This is a genomic window from Paraburkholderia phymatum, assembly GCF_038900715.1.
GTDB lineage: Bacteria > Pseudomonadota > Gammaproteobacteria > Burkholderiales > Burkholderiaceae > Paraburkholderia > Paraburkholderia phymatum_A.
In genome coordinates this window covers 68,711-92,544 of record NZ_JAYMRZ010000029.1, presented here as the reverse complement: position 1 = coordinate 92,544, position 23,834 = coordinate 68,711, and the positions used below count along the sequence as shown (strand labels likewise).

At 61.6% G+C, this 23,834-nt stretch carries 11 protein-coding genes and 2 pseudogenes; 10 read left to right on the top strand and 3 right to left on the bottom strand.

From position 1 onward, the window contains the following. The first annotated feature begins 58 nt into the window (after positions 1–58). The 3 genes from VSR68_RS36435 to VSR68_RS36425 all read left to right on the top strand — a co-directional run bounded on the left by VSR68_RS36435 (position 59) and on the right by VSR68_RS36425 (position 2,509). Complete coding sequence (locus tag VSR68_RS36435; protein ID WP_342944372.1) at positions 59–775, top strand: methyltransferase family protein; 717 nt, start codon at positions 59–61, stop codon at positions 773–775. 96 nt (positions 776–871) lie between these two features. Beyond that, positions 872–1,324, top strand: coding sequence for a TadE/TadG family type IV pilus assembly protein (locus VSR68_RS36430; protein WP_342944371.1), 453 nt, complete (start codon positions 872–874; stop codon positions 1,322–1,324). A 9-nt stretch (positions 1,325–1,333) separates the two neighbouring features. Further along, positions 1,334–2,509 carry a TadE/TadG family type IV pilus assembly protein gene (locus VSR68_RS36425; RefSeq protein ID WP_342944370.1) on the top strand — a complete coding sequence of 392 codons (1,176 nt, stop codon included), beginning with the start codon at positions 1,334–1,336 and terminating at the stop codon, positions 2,507–2,509. 885 nt (positions 2,510–3,394) lie between these two features. On the opposite strand, the gene VSR68_RS36420 is transcribed toward VSR68_RS36425, so the two are convergent. Together VSR68_RS36420 and VSR68_RS36415 are read right to left on the bottom strand one after the other, a co-directional pair. After that, positions 3,395–4,207, bottom strand: a complete 813-nt coding sequence (locus tag VSR68_RS36420; RefSeq protein ID WP_342944369.1) for an IS5 family transposase — start codon at positions 4,205–4,207, stop codon at positions 3,395–3,397. A 42-nt stretch (positions 4,208–4,249) separates the two neighbouring features. After that, positions 4,250–5,203, bottom strand: a complete 954-nt coding sequence (locus tag VSR68_RS36415; RefSeq protein WP_342944368.1) for an IS5 family transposase — start codon at positions 5,201–5,203, stop codon at positions 4,250–4,252. 2,415 nt (positions 5,204–7,618) lie between these two features. Here VSR68_RS36415 and VSR68_RS36410 point away from each other — a divergent pair. The 3 genes and pseudogenes from VSR68_RS36410 to VSR68_RS36400 all read left to right on the top strand — a co-directional run. Further along, a pseudogene (locus tag VSR68_RS36410) lies at positions 7,619–7,924 on the top strand (alpha/beta hydrolase-fold protein); the annotation flags it as partial. Positions 7,925–8,627: 703 nt separating this feature from the next. Continuing rightward, positions 8,628–9,782, top strand: coding sequence for an IS630 family transposase (locus tag VSR68_RS36405; RefSeq protein ID WP_342944367.1), 1,155 nt, complete (start codon positions 8,628–8,630; stop codon positions 9,780–9,782). 485 nt (positions 9,783–10,267) lie between these two features. After that, positions 10,268–10,615 (top strand): annotated as a pseudogene (locus tag VSR68_RS36400) (isochorismatase family protein); the annotation flags it as partial. A 196-nt stretch (positions 10,616–10,811) separates the two neighbouring features. On the opposite strand, the gene VSR68_RS36395 reads toward VSR68_RS36400, so the two are convergent. Then, complete coding sequence (locus VSR68_RS36395) at positions 10,812–11,552, bottom strand: DNA alkylation repair protein (protein WP_342944366.1); 741 nt, start codon at positions 11,550–11,552, stop codon at positions 10,812–10,814. A 284-nt stretch (positions 11,553–11,836) separates the two neighbouring features. Between VSR68_RS36395 and VSR68_RS36390 the strand changes: the two genes are divergently transcribed. From VSR68_RS36390 to VSR68_RS36375, 4 genes are all read left to right on the top strand, one after another. Then, the gene (locus tag VSR68_RS36390) at positions 11,837–13,399 is read left to right on the top strand and encodes a multicopper oxidase family protein (RefSeq protein WP_342944365.1); all 1,563 of its coding nucleotides are present in this window, start codon (positions 11,837–11,839) and stop codon (positions 13,397–13,399) included. A gap of 112 nt (positions 13,400–13,511) precedes the next feature. Then, entirely contained in the window at positions 13,512–15,056 is a 1,545-nt protein-coding gene (locus VSR68_RS36385) for a multicopper oxidase family protein (RefSeq protein ID WP_342944399.1), read from the top strand. 19 nt (positions 15,057–15,075) lie between these two features. Further along, positions 15,076–23,262 (top strand): choice-of-anchor Q domain-containing protein, encoded by an 8,187-nt coding sequence (locus tag VSR68_RS36380; protein WP_342944364.1) that lies wholly within the window; start codon positions 15,076–15,078, stop codon positions 23,260–23,262. After that, a complete protein-coding gene (locus VSR68_RS36375) occupies positions 23,259–23,792 on the top strand; it encodes a hypothetical protein (RefSeq protein ID WP_342944363.1) in 534 nt (177 codons plus the stop codon). Before VSR68_RS36380 ends, VSR68_RS36375 begins: the two co-directional genes overlap by 4 nt. The last annotated feature ends 42 nt before the right edge of the window (positions 23,793–23,834 follow it).

Below are 23,834 nucleotides of genomic sequence, written 5' to 3'. Positions count from 1 at the left end.
TGCACGTGGTCCATCAGCAAGCTCCATGGAGCGGCTGGCGGGGTGAAACGAATCGGGAATGAATCGCGGGGAAGCCATGATAACAACTATCAATGAGAAGACACTGCCTGCGGCGATTGCCGTTGAAGGGCAGGCGAATATAGCGCGTGACGCGTCGCCACATCTGCGTAAAGCATTGTTGGAAATCTCAGCGCGAACCTGTTCCGCAACATTGTTAGGCCTGTTTGCATTCAGCGCGATCATGCATTGGCGCACCGACCCAGGACGTATCACGCTGCTGTTGCTGGTCGTGGCGGAGTGTCTCACAGTCGGCCTCTCGCTCTTTGCCAGGATTCCTTTCCGACGCGACTGGACGCCATTCGCGTTTATATGTTCGGTAGGTGGCAGCTATTACTTTCTCGCTGTCCAGCTTGAGCCGGGTGTGAAGCTTGTGCCGGAGACCGTTGGTGCAGCGCTCCAGGCCGTGGGAATCTGCTGGCAGATATTTGCGAAGGCCTCTTTGCGAGGTTCGTTCGGCATTCTGCCGGCGAACCGCGGTGTTGTTTCGAACGGTGCCTACCGGTTTATGCGCCATCCAATGTACTTTGGATATTTTACTACTGATATCGGATTTCTAGTCGTAAATTTCGGAATGCAAAATATTATAGTTTTCGCGATGCAGTTCGCGTTGCAGGCCGGAAGAATTGTACGTGAAGAACGGCTGCTTTCGGCCGACGCACTGTATCGCGCCTATAAGAAGAAGGTGCGTTTCCGGGTGGTTCCGGGTCTTTTCTAAATTGAGTGGAGCTCTTGCGCGGGTTGCCGCTGGTCAGATCTGTAACGGTGATATTGAATTAATCTGCTTGCATCGGTTTTAACGGGGAGAATTACAATGGCAACGCTTCAAGAACATCGGTATTACCCTCCTATCTACCCCCAAAAAAAAGAGAGTGGAGTGGCAGCGGTGGAATTTGCCATTGTGCTGCCGGTCCTGCTACTGATTATCTTCGGTATCGTAGAGTTGGGGGTTGCCCTTTACGACAAGGCGGTGATTACCAATGCCAGTCGTGAAGGTGCTCGGGCAGGGGTCGTGTTGAAGAATCCGAAGCTTACCGCGACAGACATTCAGACAGTCGTGTTGAACTATACATCGAGCTATCTGCTCACATTTGCCAAGACGAACAACACGCCGGTGGTGACATCCACGGGCGCGGGTGGAACCTTCGGTCAGCCGCTGTCAGTGTCAGTCTCCTACACGTACAACGGACTGGGTCTCGGTTATATGCTCTCCGCCATCACCGGTCCGATCACGCTGTCTGCCAACACAGTGATGAACAACGAGTAAGGAGGCATCATGCGAATGGGGCTCAGAAAGAAGCAGAAAGGTGCAGTGGCCATTATGGTTGCACTGTGCATGGTTTTCCTGCTTGGAATCGCGGCATTGGCGATCGACATTGGCAACCTGCTGGTCGCGCGCAACGAACTTCAAAATGCTGCAGATGCAGCGGCCATGGCGGGTGCGGGTTGCCTTTATCGGCGCACCGAGTGCAACAACACCACGGTTACCGAACCGGATTGGACGGATTCGGAGACGACGGCGTCGAATTTTGCGACGACCAATTCGAGTATTGTCACGTCCAGTAAACCAACACCCACGAACCTCGTTCAAGGCGCGGTCGTGAATGTGGTGTCTACAGCATCCGGGTATTGGAATGTCACGGGTTCACCAAGCGGTCTGCAAAACCCGGGTATCACGCCGGGTGTCAACGACATGCCGGCTGTTCAGGTGACCGTCGTCAAAGATCCGTCCAATGCCAATGGCGGGATACCGACGTATTTGGCGGGGGTCATTGGGGTCAACGTCATGAAGGCGGCGGCGACAGCGACCGCTGTTGTATCGAGGCCGGGCTACGTTGGTCCACACGGGTTGTTTCCGATGGCGATGCCCTTGTGCATGTATCAGCAATTCTGGAGCACCGTCAACAATGCTCCAATCTTGTACCCGAACGGGCCGACACTCGATAGCACACAAAAAGAAACGCAGACCAATGGTCAGCCGTATGTTTTTGATATGGGCTCGACCTACCATGTGACATCGACCTGTGATGCCGGCCAGTGGACCTCCTTTAATCTGGCGACTAACGGATGCAGCTCGTCGCAAAGCGACAGTTGTATCGACGGCATGATTACCACTGGTAATGCCGCACCTCTGAGTATTGGGGATTCCACGTGGATCAAAAGCGGCACGGCGAACAACCTGTTCAACGATACGAACGCCTGTAGCGCAGCTGGTAATCATGGTTGCGAATGGGAGATCGTGCCGGTCGTCGACTCAGTAGCAACGAGTGGCACAGGTGCCTACCACACGATTCTAGCGTTCGCGTGTTTGCACATCCTGAAAGCTGGCAACGGTAGCACTCCATACGTGACTGTGCAGATGAGTGCTGACCAGAGCAAATGTACCACGGCCAATTCGGGCGGGACCGGGCCGAATTACGGGGCGATCACGCCGCCTCGGCTGGTGCAGTAAAGGATCTCGAGTGTATAACGTGAGACGCTCAGGTTCGTGGAATTCTTGCCGTTATCACATACGTGCTATTCGAGCTTGACGGTTGGAGTGTCGCGGGCTGTTTCCCGTGCGGTAGCCGCATGAATTCCTTGTACCCAGCACTCGAACGTCCCGTGCGCTCCGGGAGAACGGTGAGAAAGAGGGCGAGAGTGTTCCGGGCAAGCGGCACTACCGCCTACCTGAAAAAATGACGGCATGCCCGAAAATGCAGCGGTGCTGGGGAATCGCGTGTCAACGCGCACATAAGCGGCAAGCGATAGCCGACGAGCGTTGCTTACTTTTTTCAAAATGCCGACGGCGAGGCATTCGCGAGGCTGGAAACCGGCGGCCATCGGAAATGCCATCAAATAGGCGCAAAGGGCTTTGCAGAATGGCTGTAGCACAGAGTTCTACCCCCAATATGGACGCGCGCCGAGCGAGAATGCACTGTCAAACGCCGGTCTGTTAATCGCTGGTCCATCGCTGCACGTCGAGTAATGGCCCGCACGCATTAGCGTGCCTGTGGCGCAAGTTGCCAATATGTGACGGGCTGGAAATCGAGCGCAATGCGCCGAAGTTCGTGCGGGACGCATTCGACGCATTGCAGGCACTATCGATTTTCCTGGCGGCACCGTGCGCTTCTGGCCTTAGTAGAACCTTTAACAAAATGATGCACGGGGGCTGTTAACTCGCAGCGATTGATGTTAAGGAAGGTCTGCAGAAGTCGTTTTCGTAGCGGTGATCTTCCACACGCATCGCAGTCTGAACGGCGACGACATTCCTTGTGCGGAAATCTCCCGGTACGGTCACCGGTCAGGGGCTGTGCCGGTGAGACAAGTGGCCACACCGACCTTATCTTAGACCGTGTTATGAACTTTGAAGTACTGGTACTGCATGCACGAGCATAAGCATGGCGAAGACCACGAAATGAAGCCCGGCAAGGGTTTCAGGTAATCGCTCATAGTCTCGCGCGAGGCGGCGAAAGCGGTTGAGCCAGCCAAAGCTGCGCTCGACTACCCATCGCCGGGGCAGCAGCACGAAACCTTTCTTTGCTTCCTGCAGTTTGATGACCTGCAGATCAATGCCTTCATTGCTGGCGGCCTGCGCAGCGTCTTCACCTGTGTATCCTTGATCCGCGAAGGCCACCTTGACCGTTTCTCCCGTGATTTCCTGCACCTGTCGCGCGAGCTCTGCCACCTGCGCACGCTCCTGCTCGTTAGCGGGCGTTACGTGCACTGCGAGCAAATGTCCCAGCGTGTCGACTGCAATATGGACCTTGCTGCCACGCTTGCGCTTGTAGCCGTCATAGCCCGCGCGCGGACCGCTCTCGCAGGTGGACTGCATTGTCCGGCCATCCAGAATCACGGCGCTGGGCTGGCCCTGCCGTCCTTGCGCCACACGGATGATCGAGCGCAAGTCGCAGACCATGTTCTCAAAGCAGCCCGCCTGCAGCCAGCGCTGGGTCTGCTGGTACACCAGCTCCCACGCAGGAAAGTTGTTGGGCATCATTCTCCATGGCGCACCAGCACGCACGATCCAGCGCAACGCGTTAAACATTTCTCGCAGTTCGTACTTGCGCTGCGGTGCTGCTTCATCCATCAACGTCAGATACGGCGCCGCGAAGCTCCACTCTTCGTCGGACACGTCTGTCGGGTAGGGTTTGCGTTTCTCTCTTGTCATCCCTCCAGGGTACCAGGTTCTACAAAAAATTCCTAACACGGTCTAAGCGTTTCGCAAAGCTCTGCGCGCCATCCACAAATTGCTCAAAGCGAACAACGTGGTGATCTGGGCAGTGTTTTTCATCAAACCGCGATAGCGGGTCTTCGCATAGCCGAACTGCCGCTTGATGACGCGAAACGGATGCTCAACCTTGGCACGGATACCGGCCTTGAGCCGCTCGATCTGATCGTATATCGCGTCCAGAGGATCACTCAGGTCCAGTAGTCTGCGCTTGCCCGGTCTCATCGCAACATGCCAACGAGCTGCGTCTGCTTCACAATGCTTTTCGATTCCCTGATACCCGGCGTCAGCATAGACATCCGTCTCTTTGCCGTGCAGCAACGCCTGGGCAACGGTGGTGTCGTGCACGTTGGCCGCCGTTCCAATGACTGTATGAACCAGTCCGGAGTCTGCGTCGACGCCGATGTGCGTTTTCATTCCGAAATACCAGTTGCCGCCTTTCTGCGTCGAGTGCATTTCCGGATCCCGGGTGCCGGAACCGTTCTTTGTCGAACTGGGTGCGGCAATCAGGGTGGCGTCGACTGCGGATCCAGCCTTTAGCATCAAGCCCTTCTCCGTCAGGATCTCATTGACCAGTGCGAGCATTTGCGCGGCCAGTCCATGTGTTTCAAGCAGATGTCGGAACCGGAGAATCGTGCTTTCATCCGGCAAACGCACCATGCCGCCGTCGAGACCCGCGAACTCGCGATACAGCGGCACGTCGTACAGCGCCTCTTCCATTGCAGGGTCCGAGAGACCGAGCCACTGCTGCATAAAATGAATTTGCAGCATCGTCGCGATCGGGAAAGGCGGCCGTCCGGTTTTGCCTGCCGGATAGTGCGGCTCGATCAGCGCAATCAGCTTCGACCAAGGCACGACACGCCGCATCTCATCGAGAAATTCCCGCTTGCGCGTGCGCTTGGTTGACAGATCCAGGCCAAGACCCAACTGCGACATTACTCTTCTCCTCAACTAATTCGCGATGCTTCCAGGATAGCTGAACGGGGCGTCAATGCCAGGACTTTTGCAGACCTTCCTTAACATTGCCCGCGGCGGTTTACAAGCGAATCATGCGTCGCTAACTAAATGCTGCGCATGAGATGTGGGGAAACCTTAGCCAAAGAACCTCCCGAGCGACTTTCACTGCAAACGGCTCAAGCACGGCTAAAGCACCATCAGCTGATACCGGTCTCGCCAGACTGCACAAGACCTTCGCAGATATCATTTCGTTGGTCCATCCCCCTGCTGAGACGAGGGCGCTGAACTGCAACACGGCAGTCTCTTCCAAGCTTCCCTACATCGAACCTCAAATATGAGCCTGCGACAGCCGAACCACGCGGAAGTCTGCGCCCTTTCGAGCTGGGGCAAAGTTCGAACCCCTATCCGCTCTATGCAGAGCGGCATTCGCCTTTTCCGCGTTCTCTTACCCGCTTCCCCAACAGCTTCCCTCGCAGGTCGCCTGCCACGGATTCGAGGTTCTGAACCTTTGGCGGAGAATCGGGCTTACCACGTTCCCATTCTTGCCGACCCGACTTTTCCCAGGTCTATCCGTTTAGCGTCTGTCTATTCCCCGGCAGCGCTTATGACGACGTGCTCCTTCTGATCACAGAAGCAACCGGCTGCACACCTTTTGGTCAGGGCCTGTCGGCCGCTTTGGTCCTTCTGCGATAACGAGGTTTATCAACAATTCACTTACGTTGCGCATGCGGAACTTGCCTGGCACCTCACACCGCACGGCGGCTGGCAGTGTCGACCGTCCCCGTCACCGAGGTGAGCCGTCAATCGAGAGGGACGTTTCTCCAAAGCTTCATACCTAGCCGTTACCAGTTGAGCATGTCCGGATAGAAGGCAGCTGTCGGTCTTACAACAGGTTGCAATTCCGAACGCCTTGCTTCGGCGCTTGGGATGCGACAAGACAAGAACGAGCTTTGCTGCCCTCACTACTTAATGTTCGACAAGCTATGGGCAGCAACACGTGTCGCACGATCAGCATTGCCTTAGCGTCAAGCGCGTCCACCGGGGCGTCGGACAAAGGCGTAAGCAATGGCGGAGAAGTGGCCGCGCTGCGCCGCAAATGCCGGGAGGTTCAATTCGAGATTCAGGCCATGATAGGACAGCGACACACAGATTGATGCCCAGCGTGCTCGCTATGCAGCGATCGTCGAGGAATGCGTCGCGTTGACGTATCTCCATCGTCAGGACGACCGGCACTGCTGGCGCATCAGGGCAAGGCACACGCGACGAAATCAGCTTGACGTCTGCGAAACACAGCTTCTCGTAAGCGGCTGGCGTCGCTACGTTCACGGTCAGTCGCGACGAATGCGATGCAATGGTGAACCGCATTGAAGAAGATGCACGACGGTCGAAAATCGTGCGCTCGATGACTTGACGCCGATTTTCGCGACCGGGCGCCATAGCCATTCAATCGCATGGGAGGGCTCGTGCTTATTTTTCTTGAAGTGAGATGTGGACATTGCCTAAAGGAAATGTCATTCATTTAGATACTGATATGACTTTCGCGGTCAAGTACCGCAAGGTTCTGTTCTGAGCGTTTTTCGCTTTTCGTTGAATCTGCTGGGGGCGGCGCAGCCTGTAATGTCGACGGTGGATCCGGCTGATATCCGTGGGTTGGTTACCACATTACAGGGTTCCGTCTTGTGAACCTGCCGCGCTCTATGTCCGAGAGTCTGCCCTGGAGGGTGTCTCGTATCTAGGTTTTTTGAGTTGCAAACTGGCGCTTGACGGGTCGAGCGGGCTTGCCACCGTGGTCCGGGGGCTATGTTCCGGGCATCGTGCGCACATTGTCAGGAGCGAACGCGCTATGATGACGACGCCCGAAAAATAGCCCGCTTGCGGGCTTTGTCGTTTTGTTGTCAGATCGGCTATTCGTTATCGAATGCAATCGACACAAGCAGTAGCAGGACGGACGACCAGACGAACAGATCTCCGAACACATTGGACGTTCCGAATCCAGCGCCGGCCATTGCGCTCGACAGCCAGAAAGTGAGCGCGCTCATCATGCGCACACCATGATGAGGGTTGCATTGCGTCGCTTTGCTTCTCCTGCTGTTTTCTTCGCGTCGCTGTACATCATCGAGTAGGCAAAAAATAGTTGTCAGTCTCCGCCTTGCGCGTAAACGCGAATGCCCAGTTTCCCCGTCCGCGCGGGGGCGTGTCCGTGCGCTAGCTCATACACTCATACAGCGTCGTACCGAAAATGAAGTTCATGATGTTCCCCGTGTGTGAATGCTGTTATTTCGTTGCTTGTGCTGCTGTCTGTGCGGTAGCGTTGCTCCTGTCCGTAATGCCCGTGCCGAAAAAACTGCCCCGGCGTGGGCCGCAAGACTATGGGCTCAAGCGGTTGTTGGTTGGGCTCAGGAAGGGAGGTGGCTCTCGGGCCTAACCTGCACGGAGCAGAACAAGAGCGGCGCGCAGCGGTATGCCGCGGAGCACGGCATCATCGTCGTCGCGCCAGATATGAGCCCGCGCGAAGGCGTCGCCGACGATACAGCCTACGACCTCGGCCAAGGCGCTGACTTCTACGCCAACGCCACGCAGCAGCCGTAGGCCGCACATTTCCACATGTACGACTTCGGGGTGGACGAACTTCCGGAACTTGTCGAAAGTGCGTTTCCGGCCAGGGGGGCATGCGCAATTACGGGCCATTCGATGGGTGGGCGTTCAGGGGACATTTCCTCGGCGCAGCTGTCCTTCTCGGAACGGTCGCAAGGGAGTGGCGCAAAGGAACCGAGCTTGAAGCATCGGGCTGGATGGTGCTGGTCGTGTTCGCCGGGCTCGGTGCGCTTGACGGTTTTATCGGGTTAGGGCGAGCGCTGCTCGCAGCCTGATTCCGCACGGGAGTCCTCGTGGCCTTCGACCCTACGTGGTGCCCGTCCTACGAGAGAGAGGTGTCGTCTCCTCCTGGCGCGATTGCCAAAGAGACGTGGTACCGGCAGCACCGAAGGCTTGCGCTGTCCTCATCCTCAGCGCCCAGTTCCTTGCGATGGCGTTGGCGCAAATGCACCTCACCATGGCGTCCATTCCAGAAAGGAAGCTCGGTGACGAGACGCGCCCCGCGTGGTGAGCACTGCCCCGGATGGGCTTTCATGAAGCCGTTGCAGCTCACCGGAAACGAGCGAGGGCGGCAAAGACTTGCTCAACGATTTCTGATGGGCAATGAAGTCGGTTTCGTTCTTGAACAGCTTTCCTGTGCTCTCGCACTTCATCCATACGATAACTCGCACACATTTGTCCTTACCTGAGTGAGGTATTTTCACGACACGATACGTGAAGGGAAGTCGCGGATAAGAAGGCTTGCTAAACCGGGATTCCCCCCTGATTTCAACGTTTTCGCGGACCTCACCATGCCCGTACCGAGCGAATGCTTGCCAGCCTTGCTGCCGCCGCCATGTGTTTCGCATTGGACGCCGCCACGAAAGGCTTTTTCCGGAACTATCTTGTGCCAGGCGGTGATGTGCACACGCTCGTGCCGCATGTTCTGTGGGTACAGCGCAAATTCAACATTCAGGGCGCACAGGGGTTACTTGCGAATTTTCCTTTGCTTGTTAGACAGTTGCTGGAAGCGCTGGCGCTGGTTTGCCGTCCTGTTGACGGACGGGTACTTCGTCGCGCGAGCGTCTGCACCCCGCTGAAGCTGGCTCGTCTTCGGCGTTTGAGATCGCTCAGGCCAGGCAAGCGTGGGCGTCGGCCGGGAAGTGGCCGGCTGGATCACTGGCAGGCCGTGAGAATCCGCAAGCTGATCATCGAACGGATGCCGGATCAGCTGGCGTTGCCGTTCTACCTATGGACCCGCGAATCGGTGGCGCAGCTCATCGAGCGGGAGTATGGCATCAAGGTGTCTGCGTGGACGGTCGGTCGATACCTGAAGGCGTGGGGCATGAGTGCCCAGAAGCCGGTACGGCGAGCATATGAGAGAAACGATGCGAGCATCGCGCGCTGTCTGAACGAAGACTATCCGCAGATCGCGAAAGAGGCGAAGCAGGAGAAGGCGACGATCTACTGGGGCGACGGAATGGGGTTGCGTAGTGATCACATCAGCGGCACGAGCTTCGCACTCAAAGAGCAAACGTCAGTGGTGCGCGCGACGGGACAACGCTTCGGCTGCAACATGATCTCGGCCATCACCAACCGCGGGGCATTGAACTTCATGGTCTTCGAGGGCAAGTTCAGGAACGCCACGTTCATCGAATTCCTGAAGCGCATGCTCAAACAGGCCGCGCACAAGATCTATCTGATTATCGACGGCCATCCCGTGCATCGGTCCGGAGCAGTCAGGCGATTCGTCGCCGATCATGCTCAACGTCTGCGTCTGGTTCAACAGCCGGGATATTGCCCTGAGCTCAATCCTGACGAGCTGCTCAACCAGGACGTGAAGACTAATGTGCTAGGCAAGAGTCGACCCACCAGCAAGGCGGAGATGATCGACGGCGTTCGCCGTCATCTGCATCGTCGGCAAATGGAGCCTCACGTGATCCGCAACCTGTTCAAGGAAAAGCACGTCCGGTATGCCGCGTAAGCAATTACGCACTATTTGATGCACTCATCAGTATCTGGGCCTTTCATCGCGCGGACCGAGCGAGCGCTGCACTGCCTGCGCGGCCGTGAGCGGCGTCCTGCAAGGCGGGCGTTTCACATCTGCCAGGAACCCCCGTGGTCGAAGTGCGGCTGACCCATGTCTCTTTTCGATGTCGAACGGTTGCGTGGTAGTGGTTGCGTACAGCCTCTCCATGGTTTGTAGGACGACAGGCACACGATTTATGCGATGGATCTCGAGGAAGACGAGGGTTTGTTGAAGCAGGTCGTTTCTCCCCGCGGCGCCTTCCTGCCAGCCTCGCAGAGGCATCTTTGGCTACACAGGATGTTCCATTACTGGAGCTTCCAATGGCCCAAATCCCCGCTCCACAAGAACTGCAGCACTTCGTAGACGACAATACAAAGCCGTCTGCCCCGCATCATCTCATTCCTCAAACCACCGACGAGCTGAAAGAAATCTATCGCGACCCGGGCGCGGATTTTCTGGAAGCGTATAAACCATACATCCTCGATGGCAAAACCATTATCGCGTCGCCGCTCAAGGTCTACGGTCCCGAAACGAATGACCTCGCGTTGCAACTTCGGAAGAAGGGCGTGTCGCAAGTTATCCTGGCAGGCATGGCGGCGAATCTCTGTATCGAGTCACACTTGCGCGAGCTGATCGAACAAGGATTCGAAGTAGCGGTGGTGCGCGATGCTACGGCAGGCCCGCGGTTGCCGGATGGTGACGGCTATCTGGCCGCGATCATCAACTATCGCTATCTCGCGCACGCGCTCCTGACCACCGAGCAGACGGTTCGGGAACTCACGCGCTGACGTAGGGCGTCGATGAGGGCATTCATTGCATGCACCGGATCGCGTAATCAATGCGGCGGCGATGTCGCGACCGGATTCGGTGCACGGCCATCTCGCCTGCGACGACTGCACGCGCTGGCGCGGCAAACCGGGTTTGCTGCGCCGGTTCTGGTTTTTCGCGCGCGTACCGATGCAGCAATCGCGTATCACTGAACCGCTACGGCTTGCCTGGCGCCGCATCCTTCCGCTTCAATGGCTTCATCCAACCGGTATCAATCCGTTTTAGCGCTTCTCGCACGGTTAGCGGAGATAACGTCCGCATGTTGATGCGTACGAACTCGCGCACGGATGTGTCATCCCATCTGGCGTAGTCGCGCAACGCCCAGCCGATGGCCTTGCGAATGAAAAACTCCTTCTCGCCAGCCAATTGCTTCGCGTAGCAGAACAGTCGCTGACTGTCGGTGTTCAGCCGCCATCCACGCTGATGCAGCATGGCCGCGCGGCGAACCCAGAAGTTTGCGTCCTGTACCCATTCGTCCATCGACGCGTGCCCCTTGCCCGAGCCACGGTCGCTCGCGAGCAGCACGGCACCGATCACCGAGGTCAATCCGTCAACCGTTTCCCACCACGATTCCTGTTCGAGCAATTCGCGCAGTGTCGAGATATCGTCGGTCGATAGCAAACGATGGTGTCGCATGAGCAGATCGATGGCCGTGTAGCAGTACTCGCGCTCTGCCTTGTGCCATAGCAATCGGGCCGCGTCGAGCAGCGCATGCGACGACTGCCACTGTTGCGCGATCAGTGCCTTCACGGCAGCGCGCCGCACCGGCGCAGGCAGTCCGAGAAACACGTAGCGGTTCAACATGTACCGCTCCATCTTCGCGGCCTGTTCCGGATTTGCGAGCGGCCGTAATGCCGCTTCGATGGCATCCGCGAATTGCTGTGGTGCCGTGCTCACGCGCGCCTCGTTCTGCTTGCAGCATTCATACGACGGACGCTATCACCCCCGCCCGGCGCAAAGTCTCACGTCATCTGCCCATACGCGGCGCGCGCCTTGCCGCGTATCCCCCGTTCCTGTTGGGTCAACCCTACTGCAAGTGTAGGGAGGTGCCCCATCCCGCCGTCCAGTGCCCATCTGCAAAATCCAGATACGGGAAGGTGCGGCGATGCACCTGGTCCCGCGATCGCAGAGCCCGACGGCAGCGCGCCCCCGGCGCTGACCGACTCCTCAGCGGAGGTCCTATGTTCAGTACCCTCGCATATCGCAACGGCGTGGCGGCGCTGTTGCTACTGTTGTTCGCGTTGCCGTCCTTCGCGCAATCTTTCCGCGTGCAATGTCCGCTCACCACCACACTGCATCCGAATGTGCTGCCGGCCGGCGCGGGCGAACCTGCCTACACGGGCCCGTCCTTCACGGGACCGACCTCTCAGCCGACGAATGTCGTGAACGGCGCGATCAAATGCCAGCAGATCTCGGGCGGCGACGGCTATGCGACGATGGCCGACGGCACGCAGACCTATCTGTTCGCATTCGGCCCGTTGTCGGGTCTCGCCGATATCAAGAAGGGATTGCCGGGCACCGAATTCGCGTCGGTGTTCAACGTAATCGGCACGGCCGCCGATCCCAACTACAACGGCGCGATCGGCCTCGTGCCCGATCCGGACTCGACGCCGCCGGGACAGCTGACGGGCCACGTCGATCCGCGCCAGATCATGGACGTGGGCGTGATGAACGGCAACATGCCCGCGCCGACGATGGCCATCGACGAGGACGACGAGTTCTTCCTCACGCTGACCAACGTCGGGATGATCATGCGGCCCGACCTGTTCGAGCAGCATACGGTGCACTTCCACGGCTATCCGAATGCGTCGTCGTTCTACGACGGCGTGCCGGACGCGTCGGTCGCGATCAATATCGGCGCGAGCTTCACGTACTACTATCTGGCGCCCGACGCCGGCACCTACTTCTGGCACTGCCACATCACGCCGCCTGAGCATTTGCAGATGGGCATGGTCGGGCAGATCTTCGTGAGGCCGCGCCAGAACCGCGTGGCGGGCGGCGCGAAGCTCTACGACGCGCTGATGCAGCAGCAAAATGATCCGCGCACCGCGTGCGGCAACGACATTCTCTGCTCGACGCCGCTGCCGCCGCAGAACGGCTACATGCACGCGAATAACAAGAGCGGCACGCCGACGCTCTACGCGTATAACGACGGCGACGGCACGACGGCCTATGACGTCGAGTACCCGCTGCAGATTCATGGCTTCGATCCGAACTTCCACTTCGTGGGCATGACGTTCAATCCGGAGCCGTTCACCGACGAGAAGGACAAGTACTTCCTGCTCAACGGCCGCAGCTATCCCGACACCATCGCGGAAGGTCCGATCCAGACGCCCGTCGCCGACGGCTCGCAGCACTTCTCGCAGCCGCTGCCCGCGCTCATCAACATTCCTGCGGGCGGGAAGGCGCTCTTGCGAATCTCGGACCTCGACACGAGCGAATTCCAGACGCTCGCCTCGCTGGGGATTCCGATGCACGTGATCGGTGTCAACGCGCGCCTGCTGCGCGACCTCGCGGGCAACGACATGACCTATATGACCAACTCGATCACGCTCGGCGGCGGGGAGTCGATCGACGTGATTCTCGACGCGAGCGACACGACGCGCTACGCGGCGGGCTCCGTCTTCTATCTGTACACGCCGAACCTCGATCACCTGTCGAACGATGCCGAGAACTTCGGCGGATTGATGACCGAGGTCCACATCTGTCAATCGGTGGACCCGACCACGAAGTCCTGCAACTAGGAGATGAGCCGTGGGCAACATCATCGACAACCTATCGCGCGCAAGACACGCGCGCCGCGGCCCGGCGCTGCGGTTCACGCTCGCCCACGCGCTCTTCTGCGCGGCCTTCGTCATGCTGCTGTACTGTCTGAATGCGCACGCGGCCGCGCCGGGCATCACGGGCACGAGCTTCGATCTCAGCGCCGAGGCCAACCGCATCAGCCAGCCTGACGGAACGAGCGTCTACGCGTGGGGCTACGGCTGCCGCACCGCGCCGTCGGGCTTTTCTCCCGCCGGCATTCCCGGCGCGACCTGCCCTAGCATGCAGGTGCCGGGGCCGACGCTGATCGTGAAGCAGGGCGACGTCGTCACCGTCACGCTGACGAACAATCTGCCCGAAGCAGCGGGCAACACGTCGATCCTGTTTCCCGGCTTCCAGGTCTGCGCCGCCGCGCTCGCCACGGACGGCACCTGTCCGACGACGCTCACGGGCGTGCCCGGCCTGCTCACGCGCGAGGCGACGCACGGCAACAGCGTGACCTACAGCTTCGTCGCCTCGACGCCGGGCACGCACGCGTACTACAGCGGCACGCAGGGCGATCTGCAGGTGGAGATGGGCCTGTCGGGCGCGATCATCGTGCTGCCGACGTCGGCGCCCGGCGCGCTCGCCGTGCCGGCGGGCTGCCGCGCGGTGCAGGGGTCGCTGCCCGACGGCCAGCCCGACTACCGCAATGCCGCTGCCGCGTACAACCTTCCGTCGGCCTGCTACGACCGCGAGTACCTGTTCCAGTTCTCGGAGATGGACCTGCGCATCCACACGCAGGCCGAGCAGGAAGCGAGCAAGCAGTGCTCGCAGCCGACGGGCTGCATGTCCGTCGAGACCGAGCCCTATCACCCCGCGTATTTCATGATCAACGGCCGCTCGATGCCCGACGACATGGACCCGAACTACGCGCAGCAGTATCCGCATCAGCCGTACAACGGCAACCCGCACATGCATCCGGGCGAACTCGTGCTGTTGCGCGTGATCGGCTCGGGCCGCTGGCAGCATCCGTTCCACGAGCACGGCAATCACGTGCGCGTGCTCGCGCGCGACGGCAATCTGCTGCTGAGCAAGACGGATGCGACAAAGCTCGCGGGGCCGCTGCTCTTCACGACGACCACGACGCCCGGCCTCGCATTGGACGGCATCTTCTACTGGACGGGCAAGGGGCTGAACTGGGACGTCTACGGCCATACGGCGGGCGACGGCAGCGTCTGCATTCCCGATGCGAACGGCTACTACACCGTCAACAGCAATCCGCCCGCGCCGCCCAATGCGCCGAACTACTACGAGTGGTGCGCCGATCACGACAAGCCGCTCGAAGCGCATCCGTTCGGCAATGTCGGCAGCGGCGGCCCCGTGACGTTGCCCGATGCGCGCGTGCTGACGAACGGCCCGTGGTACGGCGGCAGCCCGTATCTCGGCCCCGATGCGACGATCCGCGCGACGTCGTTCACGGGCACGACGCCGCCGAGCGGCACGATCGCGAATCCGCCGACTTCCGAAGCGGGATTCGCCTACATGTGGCATTCGCACAATGAGCGCGAGATCACCACGAACAACATCTTCCCTGGCGGAATGATGATGATGATGCTCGTCGATCCGCAGGCGTTCACGATCAACGAAGGCAATTAGAGAGACGGGGAGAATCGCGATGAGATCCAGCGATTTCAACAGAACGCTTGCCGGCCTCGTGAAGTGTGCCGTGGCGGCAGCGCTGATGACGGCAAGCGCGATGGTCTGCGCGCAAAGCGTGACCCTCACTGCAAAGTCCCAGACGATTGCGCTTCCCGATGGGCAGGTCGTGCCGATGTGGGGCTATACCTGCTCGATGCCGGCCGCTTCGCCCGCAACCTGCGCGGCGACGAATCCGGGCGCGGGCGCGAACTGGTCGCCCGTCGTGATCACGACGCCGCCCGGCTCGCTCACGATCAACCTCGTGAACGCTCTGCCCGGCAAGGTGCCGACTTCGCTTGTGATCGTCGGCCAGTTGGGCGGCGGTCTCGGCGCCACGCCCACGAGGACCGCGAGCCCCGATCACCCGACGCAGACGGCGACGACCTGGCCCATTGCCGGCACCGGCAGCGGAGCGAGCTTCACGCCGCCCGCGCAAGCGCCGCGCGTGCAGTCGTTCGCGACTGAAGTGAAGCAGTCGCCTACGGCTGTCGGCAGTGCGACGGCGCTCACCTGGAACAATCTGCGCCCCGGCACCTATCTGATCGAATCGGGCACGCACCCGTCGATCCAGGGGCCGATGGGTCTCTATGGCGTGCTCGTCGTCACGACGCCGCCCACGGCGGGCTCGTCCCAGGGGACGGCCTATCCGAACATCAAATACGATGCGGACCTGCCGCTCGTGCTGAGCGAGATCGACCCCGTGCAGAACCAGGCCGTGGCGACGGCCGTCGCCACGCCGGGCTTCAGCGAGACGCGCGTGTGGTCCGGGCTGTCGGGCGGCTGCGGCAATCCCGCGTCGTCGACTTACGGCACGTGCTATCCGCCTGCCGTGAACTACGATCCGCGCTACTACCTGATCAACGGCGTCGCGTTCGACCGGTCGAATGCCAACGGCTCCGCGTTTCCCGTCACGGCGCCCGCATCGACCAGCACGACGACAGGCCAGATCCTGCTGCGCTTCGTGAACGCGGGCCTGCGCATGCACGTGCCGTCCGTCGTCGGCGCGCAAACGGGCACGCCGCCCGCGTCCGGCTTCTCGCTCATCGCGGAAGACGGCAACGTGCTGCCGGGCAACGCACGCGTGCAGAGCGCGGTGTTCATGCCCGCCGGCAAGACCTACGACATCATGATGAACTCGCCCGCGACGGGCGCGCTGGCGCTGCCTGTATTCGACCGGCAGCTGAGCCTGTCGACCAACAATCAGCGCGACGGCGGCATGCAGGGCTATATCAGCGTAAACGGCGGCGCGGTGCCGACCTCGGCGGCGGGCAATGCGAACGCGAAGGCGAACCCGGATTCGTACTATCTCGTTGCGGGCAATACGCTGACCGTCTCCGACCCCGGCAAGGGCCTGATCGCAAACGACGTGGGCGTCTACGGCGTGCAGATCAAGACGCAGCCGGCGGGCGGCACGCTGACGCTGAATCCCAACGGCACGTTCACCTATGTGCCGAACACGAACACGACATCGGACAGCTTCGTCTATCAGGCCAACGGCAACCCCGCATTGACGGCCACCGTGATGCTCAACGCGTGCTCAGGGAGCCAGAGCTGCCAGTCGGGCCCGCCCACCGCATCGGATGACGCGTTCAGCAGCAATATCGCGTCGCAGCTGCATGTCGGCGCGCCGGGCGTGCTTGGCAACGACCACGATCCGTCGGGGCTGCCGCTCACGGCGGCCATCGCCGGTGGCGTGACGGGCGGCACGGTGACGCTGAACAAGGACGGCTCGTTCAACGTCGCGCCCAATTCGCCACCCGTCGGCAATGCGACGGCGACGGTCACGTTCCACTACAACGCCGTCAATTCGCAGAAAACGGCGAGCACAAACGCGGCGACCGTCACCGTGACCTTCAGGGGCGGCAGTGGTCTCGTCGTCGCGGTCAAGGACGCGAAGGTGGGCACGCCGATCAACGACTACCGCTGGATCATCGAGGAAGACCGCACGTTCCAGATCGATCCCGCCTGCCAGGTGAACTCGTCGACGACGCGGCCCGCGTCATGCCCGCCGCTGCCCGTGCCGAGCCTCGGCACGAGCTTCCACACGAGCTATATGCCCGTCGTCGCGGCGGGATGCGTCGGCGCGGTGTCGTGCGAGTCGGGGCAGACCGTGCTCGATCCGGAGGACAACCAGCACAAGGCCGCCGTGTGCGACGTCGGCAACGGCGTGTGCCGCACGGATGCCGCCCAGCAGACGCCTGTCGATCCATCGCAGGTCGCGCTCGATCCGACGAAACACTACTACCTGTCGATCCTGCCAGGCGACGCCGGCAACACGTTCACGGCTGGCGCGGGCGCGCCGCAGCCCGTCGATCCGAAGAATACCGACGGCCCGCAGCGGCCCTTCGATATCGCGAAGGATTGTCCGTCGGGTCCGGGCGGCCCGGACTTCGCGCCCGGCACGGGCACCTGCGGACACGCAATGGGCGGCGCGCAGATCGCGCCCGCGCAGCATGCCGTCAACGTGCTGTTGCAGCAGACGCCGTTGCAGACCGCGAAGATTTCCGTGTTCGTGTTCGAAGACGATGCGCCCGTGAACGGCGAAGTCGACGTGAGCGGCGGCACCGACGCATTCGGCACCGCGCGCGAGCCAGGCCTCGGCGGCTTCGAAATCAAGCTCTTCGACGACGCGGGCGGCACGGGCGATTCGACGGGCCAGATGACCTACGACATGTTCAACATGCCGCTGTCGAATTCGCTGCAAGGCACGATCGATCCGAGCACGGGCCTCGACGCCTGCCCGATCACGAAGGCCGCGAGCGACGGTCTCGTCGGCATGATCCCGACTTGCCCGAAGTTCGAATCGGACGGCAAGACGATGTCGCCGCTCGTGGGCCAGGCGATCATCGCGAACCTGATGCCGGGACGCTATGGCGTCGTCGCGACGCCGGCTGCCGATCGCATCGCGAAAGGCGAGGAGTGGCTGCAGACCAATACGCTCGACGGCCAGAAGGCGCATGACGCGTTCATCAAGGTGGGCGGCCCCGCGTACTTCCAGGAGTTCGGACCGGCGGGCTTCCACGTGACGATCGGCTTTGCGAATCCGAAGATCATCAACGCGCGGCTGCCGGGTATCTGCAACGGCGTGGCGTGCAACAACGGCATCAAGGGCAAGATCACGAATCTGCACTACAGCCGTCCGCCCAACGAAAACCTCTACAGCAGCGGCTCGCGCGATTCGCTGGGCTTCACGCAGTGCTATGTGAGCGTCGGCGATCCCGATCTCGAAGACGTCGCGTTCACGAAGTGCAACGCGGACGGCACGTTCAGCATCAACGGCCTGCCGGACGGTCTGTTCCGCATCACCGTGTTCGACCAGTGGAACGACCAGATCGTCGACGGTCTCGCGACTGCCGTGCAACTGAAGGGCGGACAGGTGCAGAACGTCGGCGACCTGCCCGTGCTGCAATGGCATACGAACCTCTATACGCGCACCTTCATCGATACGAACGGCGATGGCGTTTCGCAGGACAGCGAGCCCGGCCTCGCGCTCGTGCCGACCAACATCCGCTTCCGCGACGGCAGCTATTCGAACTTCAACAACACGGACCTGAACGGCTACGCGTCGTTCAACGAAGTGTTCCCGCTCTTCAACTGGTACGTCGCCGAGGCCGACACGACGCGCTACAAGCAGACGGGCGTGCATGTCGTCTACGACTCGGGCGGACCGCCCGACGGCACGCCTGGCGGCGGCAGCTCGTCGATTGCGGCGAACTTCGCGAACACGCAGGAATCGTCGACGTCGCATCTGCCGTCCGACCTGCGCGTGCCTGGCGCGATCTACTGCAACGACGCGGACTGCAACGACCGCTCGGGCACGAGCCCGTCGACGGGCCGCATCGATCCGCCGTGGGTCACGACGATGGGCTGGCAGGGCTTCTCGGGCCAGAACTCGTTCATCGAGTTCGGTAAGGCGCCGTTCGGCGAGAACGAGAACGGCGGCATTCATGGCGAAGTGATCTACGCGTCGACGCGTCCGTTCGACGATCCCGCGCTGCTGCTGCATACGAGCTGGACGCCCAACGTGCCGAACGTGACCGTCAATCTGTACGCGGAGGGCACGGCGCCCGACGGCACGCAGAGCCTGACGCTGGTCGACACGACGAAGACGAGCAGCTGGGACGACTGGGCACAGGGCTTCCGTTCGGACGGCAGGCCGAACATGAACTGCCCGGGCCAGGAAACCACCGATCCGTTCTTCTTCACGCTGACGGACAGCCCGCAATGGCTCGATCCGCAAAAGCGCCCGCTGCCTGCGCATTCGCAGTTCAAGTGCTACGACGGCATGCATGCGTTCAACCAGTTGCAGCCCGCGCCGTATGACGGGATGTACCAGTTCCCGAGCGTGACGGGACGCGACGTGTCGAAAGGCACGCCGACGGGCTCGAACTGCACGATCTGCAGCAAGCAGGCCGATGGCTCGTTCATGCTGCCTCCGGGCAAGTATGTGGTCGAGATCATCGTTCCGCCGGGCTATGAGCTCGTGAAGGAGGAAGACAAGAACATCCTGATCGGCGACAACTACATCGCGCCCGTCACGCAGCAGTTCGGCGGGCTGGGCAACATCTTCATCCTGCCCGACCAGGCGGCCGTGAACTCGGCGTACAACCGCAACAACCCGCAGAACCCGACCACCGATCTCGGCTCGTCGCCGCGTCACGAAGGCGACACGGGCAGCGTCGAGACGTTCTGGCCGTGCGTCGGCGCGCTGCGCGTCGTGCCGGATTTCATCAGCCTGTTCCCCGGCTCGCAGGAAGTCGCGCCGTTCGCGGGCGCATCGCGGCACCTGTGCGACCGCAAGGAAGTCGTGCTGACGAACCAGATGTCGGTGCTCGCGAAGTTCTGGGTGTTCAGCTCGACGCACGTGGCCGCGCACTACACGGGCTTCATGCTCGACGACTTCTCGTCGGAGTTCGATCCGTACTCGCCGCAGTTCGGCGAGAAGTTCGCGGTGCCGAACGTGCCCGTGTCGCTGAAGGACTTCGCGGGCAACGAAGTGAGCCGCGTGTATTCGGACCAGTGGGGCATCTTCAACGGGATGAACTACTCGACGTGGGAAGTGAATCCGCCGAACCCGACGGGCTACGCGCCGACGATGATGGTCGCCTGCATGAACGATCCCGACATGCCGGACCCCGCGCATCCGGGGCAGACGATCCGCGATCCGCTGTTCAACCCCGCGTACAGCCAGTTCTGCTACGAGATACCGTTCATGCCGGGACAGACGCAATACATGGATACGCCCGTCGTGCCCGTGTCCGCGTTCGCGGACGGCTACAACCCGCCCGATTGCGCGTACCCGGATGCGACGCCCGCGATCTCGTCGGTGACGGGTGACACGAGCAACGGCGGCGCGGGTCCGTGGGTGAGCGCGGCCAACCATACGCTGACGATCAAGGCGCTCGGCGACCAGCAGGTGCTGAACCACGCGTATGGCGGTCCCGCTGCCACCACGGCGCCGTACAACCAGAAGTTCGTCACGCGGCACTATGGCTTCGGCGCGCAGCAGGGCTCCGGGTCGGTGACGATCGGCGGCGTGAATGCGCCGGTGGCTTCGTGGTCGGATACGCAGATCGTCGTCAGGGTGCCGTCGCTGTCGGCGAACCAGTCGAGCTGCACGATCCAGCAGCGCGGCATCAACACGCAGACGCGCTGCGGCGAACTGGTCATCACGTCGGGCAACGGCAAGAAGTCGATCGATACCGTGACGGTGACGATCGGCGGCAAGGCGCCGACCTACGTCGGCGGCGAGAACGGTACCAGCAACGCGTTGCAGATGGCCATCGACAAGGCGACGCCGGGCGATCTCATCATCGTCGGTCCAGGCAACTACAACGAGATGCTGCTGATGTGGAAGCCGGTGCGCCTGCAAGGCGTGGGCGCGCCCAGCGTGGTCGTGAACGCGAACACGCATCCGTCGGGCAAGGTCGATCCGTGGCGCAGACAGGTCGACTGCCTGTTCGGCGTCGCGCTCAACGGCAGCCCGATCACGTCGAGCAATCCGTATGATCCGTCGGGAACGTACGCGTGCTCGACTGCGATGCGACGCCAGGTCGATGCGATTCCGCTCGAGCCGACGGTCGGCTGGGACAACACGCTCAACGGCAATCTCGGCGAGCTGCTGATGGAGCCGACGCTGATGGGCGCGTACGAAGGCGCGGGCATCACCGTGCTCGCGAAGGGCGTGCGCGACGTGCGCGTCGGCGGCCAGCTGCAGCCCGATCCGAACTGCACGGCGAACGGCGTCTGCGTGCCGCTCACGGCCAGCAACACGGATTGCAACACGTATTCGAGCAACTTCCTGTGCAATCCGTCGCGTGTGGACGGCATCACGTTCACGAACAGCTCGCAGGGCGGCGGCGGCATCTTCCTGCACGGCTGGAACCACTATACGGAGGTGTCGAACAACCGTGTCTTCAGCAATGCGGGCACGCTGACGGGCGGGATCACGATCGGCCAGGTCGAGGTGCCCGACGGCACGATCGCCAACGATGGCTTCACGCAGGAGCCGTTCGCGTACAACACGCATGTCAACGTCCACCACAACTCGGTGACGTCGAATGCATCGTATGGCGACGAGATCAACTCGACGACGCCTTCGTCTGCTGCGGGCGTCACGTTCTGCTCGGGCGCGGACAACTATCACTTCAACTACAACTGGGTCTGCGGCAACATGAGCAGCGGCGACGGCGGCGGTGTCGCGCACTTCGGCTTCAGCTACAACGGCGACCTGTCGCATAACTGGATCCTGTTCAACCAGAGCAACAACCCGACACTGCCGACTTACGGCGGCGGCGTGATCGCTCAGGGCGTGCCGCCCGACGGCACGTTCTGCGAGAACAACCCCGTCGATATCGACTGCGCGCCGCAGCTCTCGGACGGCGTCGGGCCGGGGCTCGTGATCGACGGCAACCTGATCGTCGGCAACACGGCCGAAAGCGGCAAGGGCGGCGGCCTGCGGCTGCAGAGCATCAACGGCACGGACGTGCAGCGCAGCCCGCGCAACCGCAACCGCTGGTACGAGGTGAACGTGATCAACAACATCATCGCGAACAACGTGGCGGGCTGGTCGGGCGGCGGCGTGTCGGTGCAGGACGCCGTGCGGGTGAACTTCATCAACAACACGGTGATGTCGAACGACTCGACGGCTTCCGCCGGCGTGCTGTTCAACACGGCGCTGGCTTCGCAGGCGAACATCCCGCCGCCGAACTGCACGACGGTCGGCTCGGAAACGACGTGCAGCCCGATCACCACGTCGACGATGCAGCCGTCCGGCCTCGAAACCGCGAAGCACACGCAGAACTTCCTGACGGCGTTCTCGGCGGGCAACGCGGGCTGTCCGGCCGGGCAGGACTGCAGCCACTTCTCGTTCCCTGTGCTGAACAACGACGTGTTCTGGAGGAACCGCACGTTCTACATCACCGTGGGCGGGCTGAATCCGAACATCCCGGGCTTGCAGAACACCGTCACGCTGAACCCGACGCTGAACCAGGCGGGACATCAGACCGGCTACTGCGATCCGAATGCCGTGTACTGGGATATCGGGACCTATGGCGATACGAAGCCGGCGGATCACTCGTCGGGTATGACGCTCACGCCGCAGTATTCGATCCTCACGGACGCAAGCGACTATCCGAACGCGCACAACAGCGGAGCGGACCCGAACGTCGTGAGCATGTACTGCAACGGCGCGCGCGTGCCGCCCGAAGGCGGAGGCAACGGCTTCGCGGTGCCGCCCGGCATTGCCGACACCGTGCTGCCCAATCCGCTGTTCGGCCTGCTGCCGTCGGCGACGCCGGATGAAGGCAACCAGTGGATCAACATGTCATACGGGCCGCTGTCGCTCTTCAACATGACGCTGGGTTCGGGCAGCACGGGCTATGGCGTGCCGCTCGGCAACTACTCGATCAAGACGGGGTCGCCCGCCGTCAACGCGGGCACGAACGCCGGTGCGCCGAATCACGACTTCTTCGGCACCCAGCGTCCGCAGAGCGGCGGCTACGACATCGGCGCGGTGGAGCTGCCGCGCACGGGGCTCTTTGCCGGCGGCAACCTGCCGTTCGCGCCGGGCGCGCTGCTCGACCTGCTCAACCAGGTCCTGGGTAGCGGCGCGGCGGGAACGGGCGGTCCGCAGGCGAACGCGACCACGGGAGTCGTGCAATGAGACGCGCGGCGAGAACGGCCGCGGCCGCGTGCCTCTGCTGTGCCGCATTGCCGGCGATGCCGGCGGCGGCGCAGCAGACGCAGCCGGTACAGGCGGCGCCGCAGCGGGTGCAGCCCGTCGCGATGCATGGCGGCGGCCAGCACGCTTCGCACGCGTCGAAGTACGTGCCGATGAAGCTGCCGGGTCACGCGCGCGCTTTCTATCAATCGGTGCGCGGGATCGACAACATGAGCGTGCGGCGCACGGCGTCGGGCAATCTGCTGCGCTTCAGCTATCGCGTGACGGACCCGGCGCTCGCGAAGCTGCTCGGCGACAAGGGCACGACGCCTTATCTGTACGGCGAGGCCAATCATGTGCTGCTCGAAGTGCCCGTGATGGACAACATCGGCCAGTTGCGTCAGACGGGCACGCTCGAGGTCGGCCAGGAATACTGGATGGTGTTTTCGAACAAGGGCAATGTGGTTAAAGCGGGGGACCGCGTCCACGTGCTGATCGGCTCGTTTCATATAGACGGGCTGGTCGTCGAATAGCGCACGCACGTTGCACATGCGGCACGACATTGAGGAGATCGA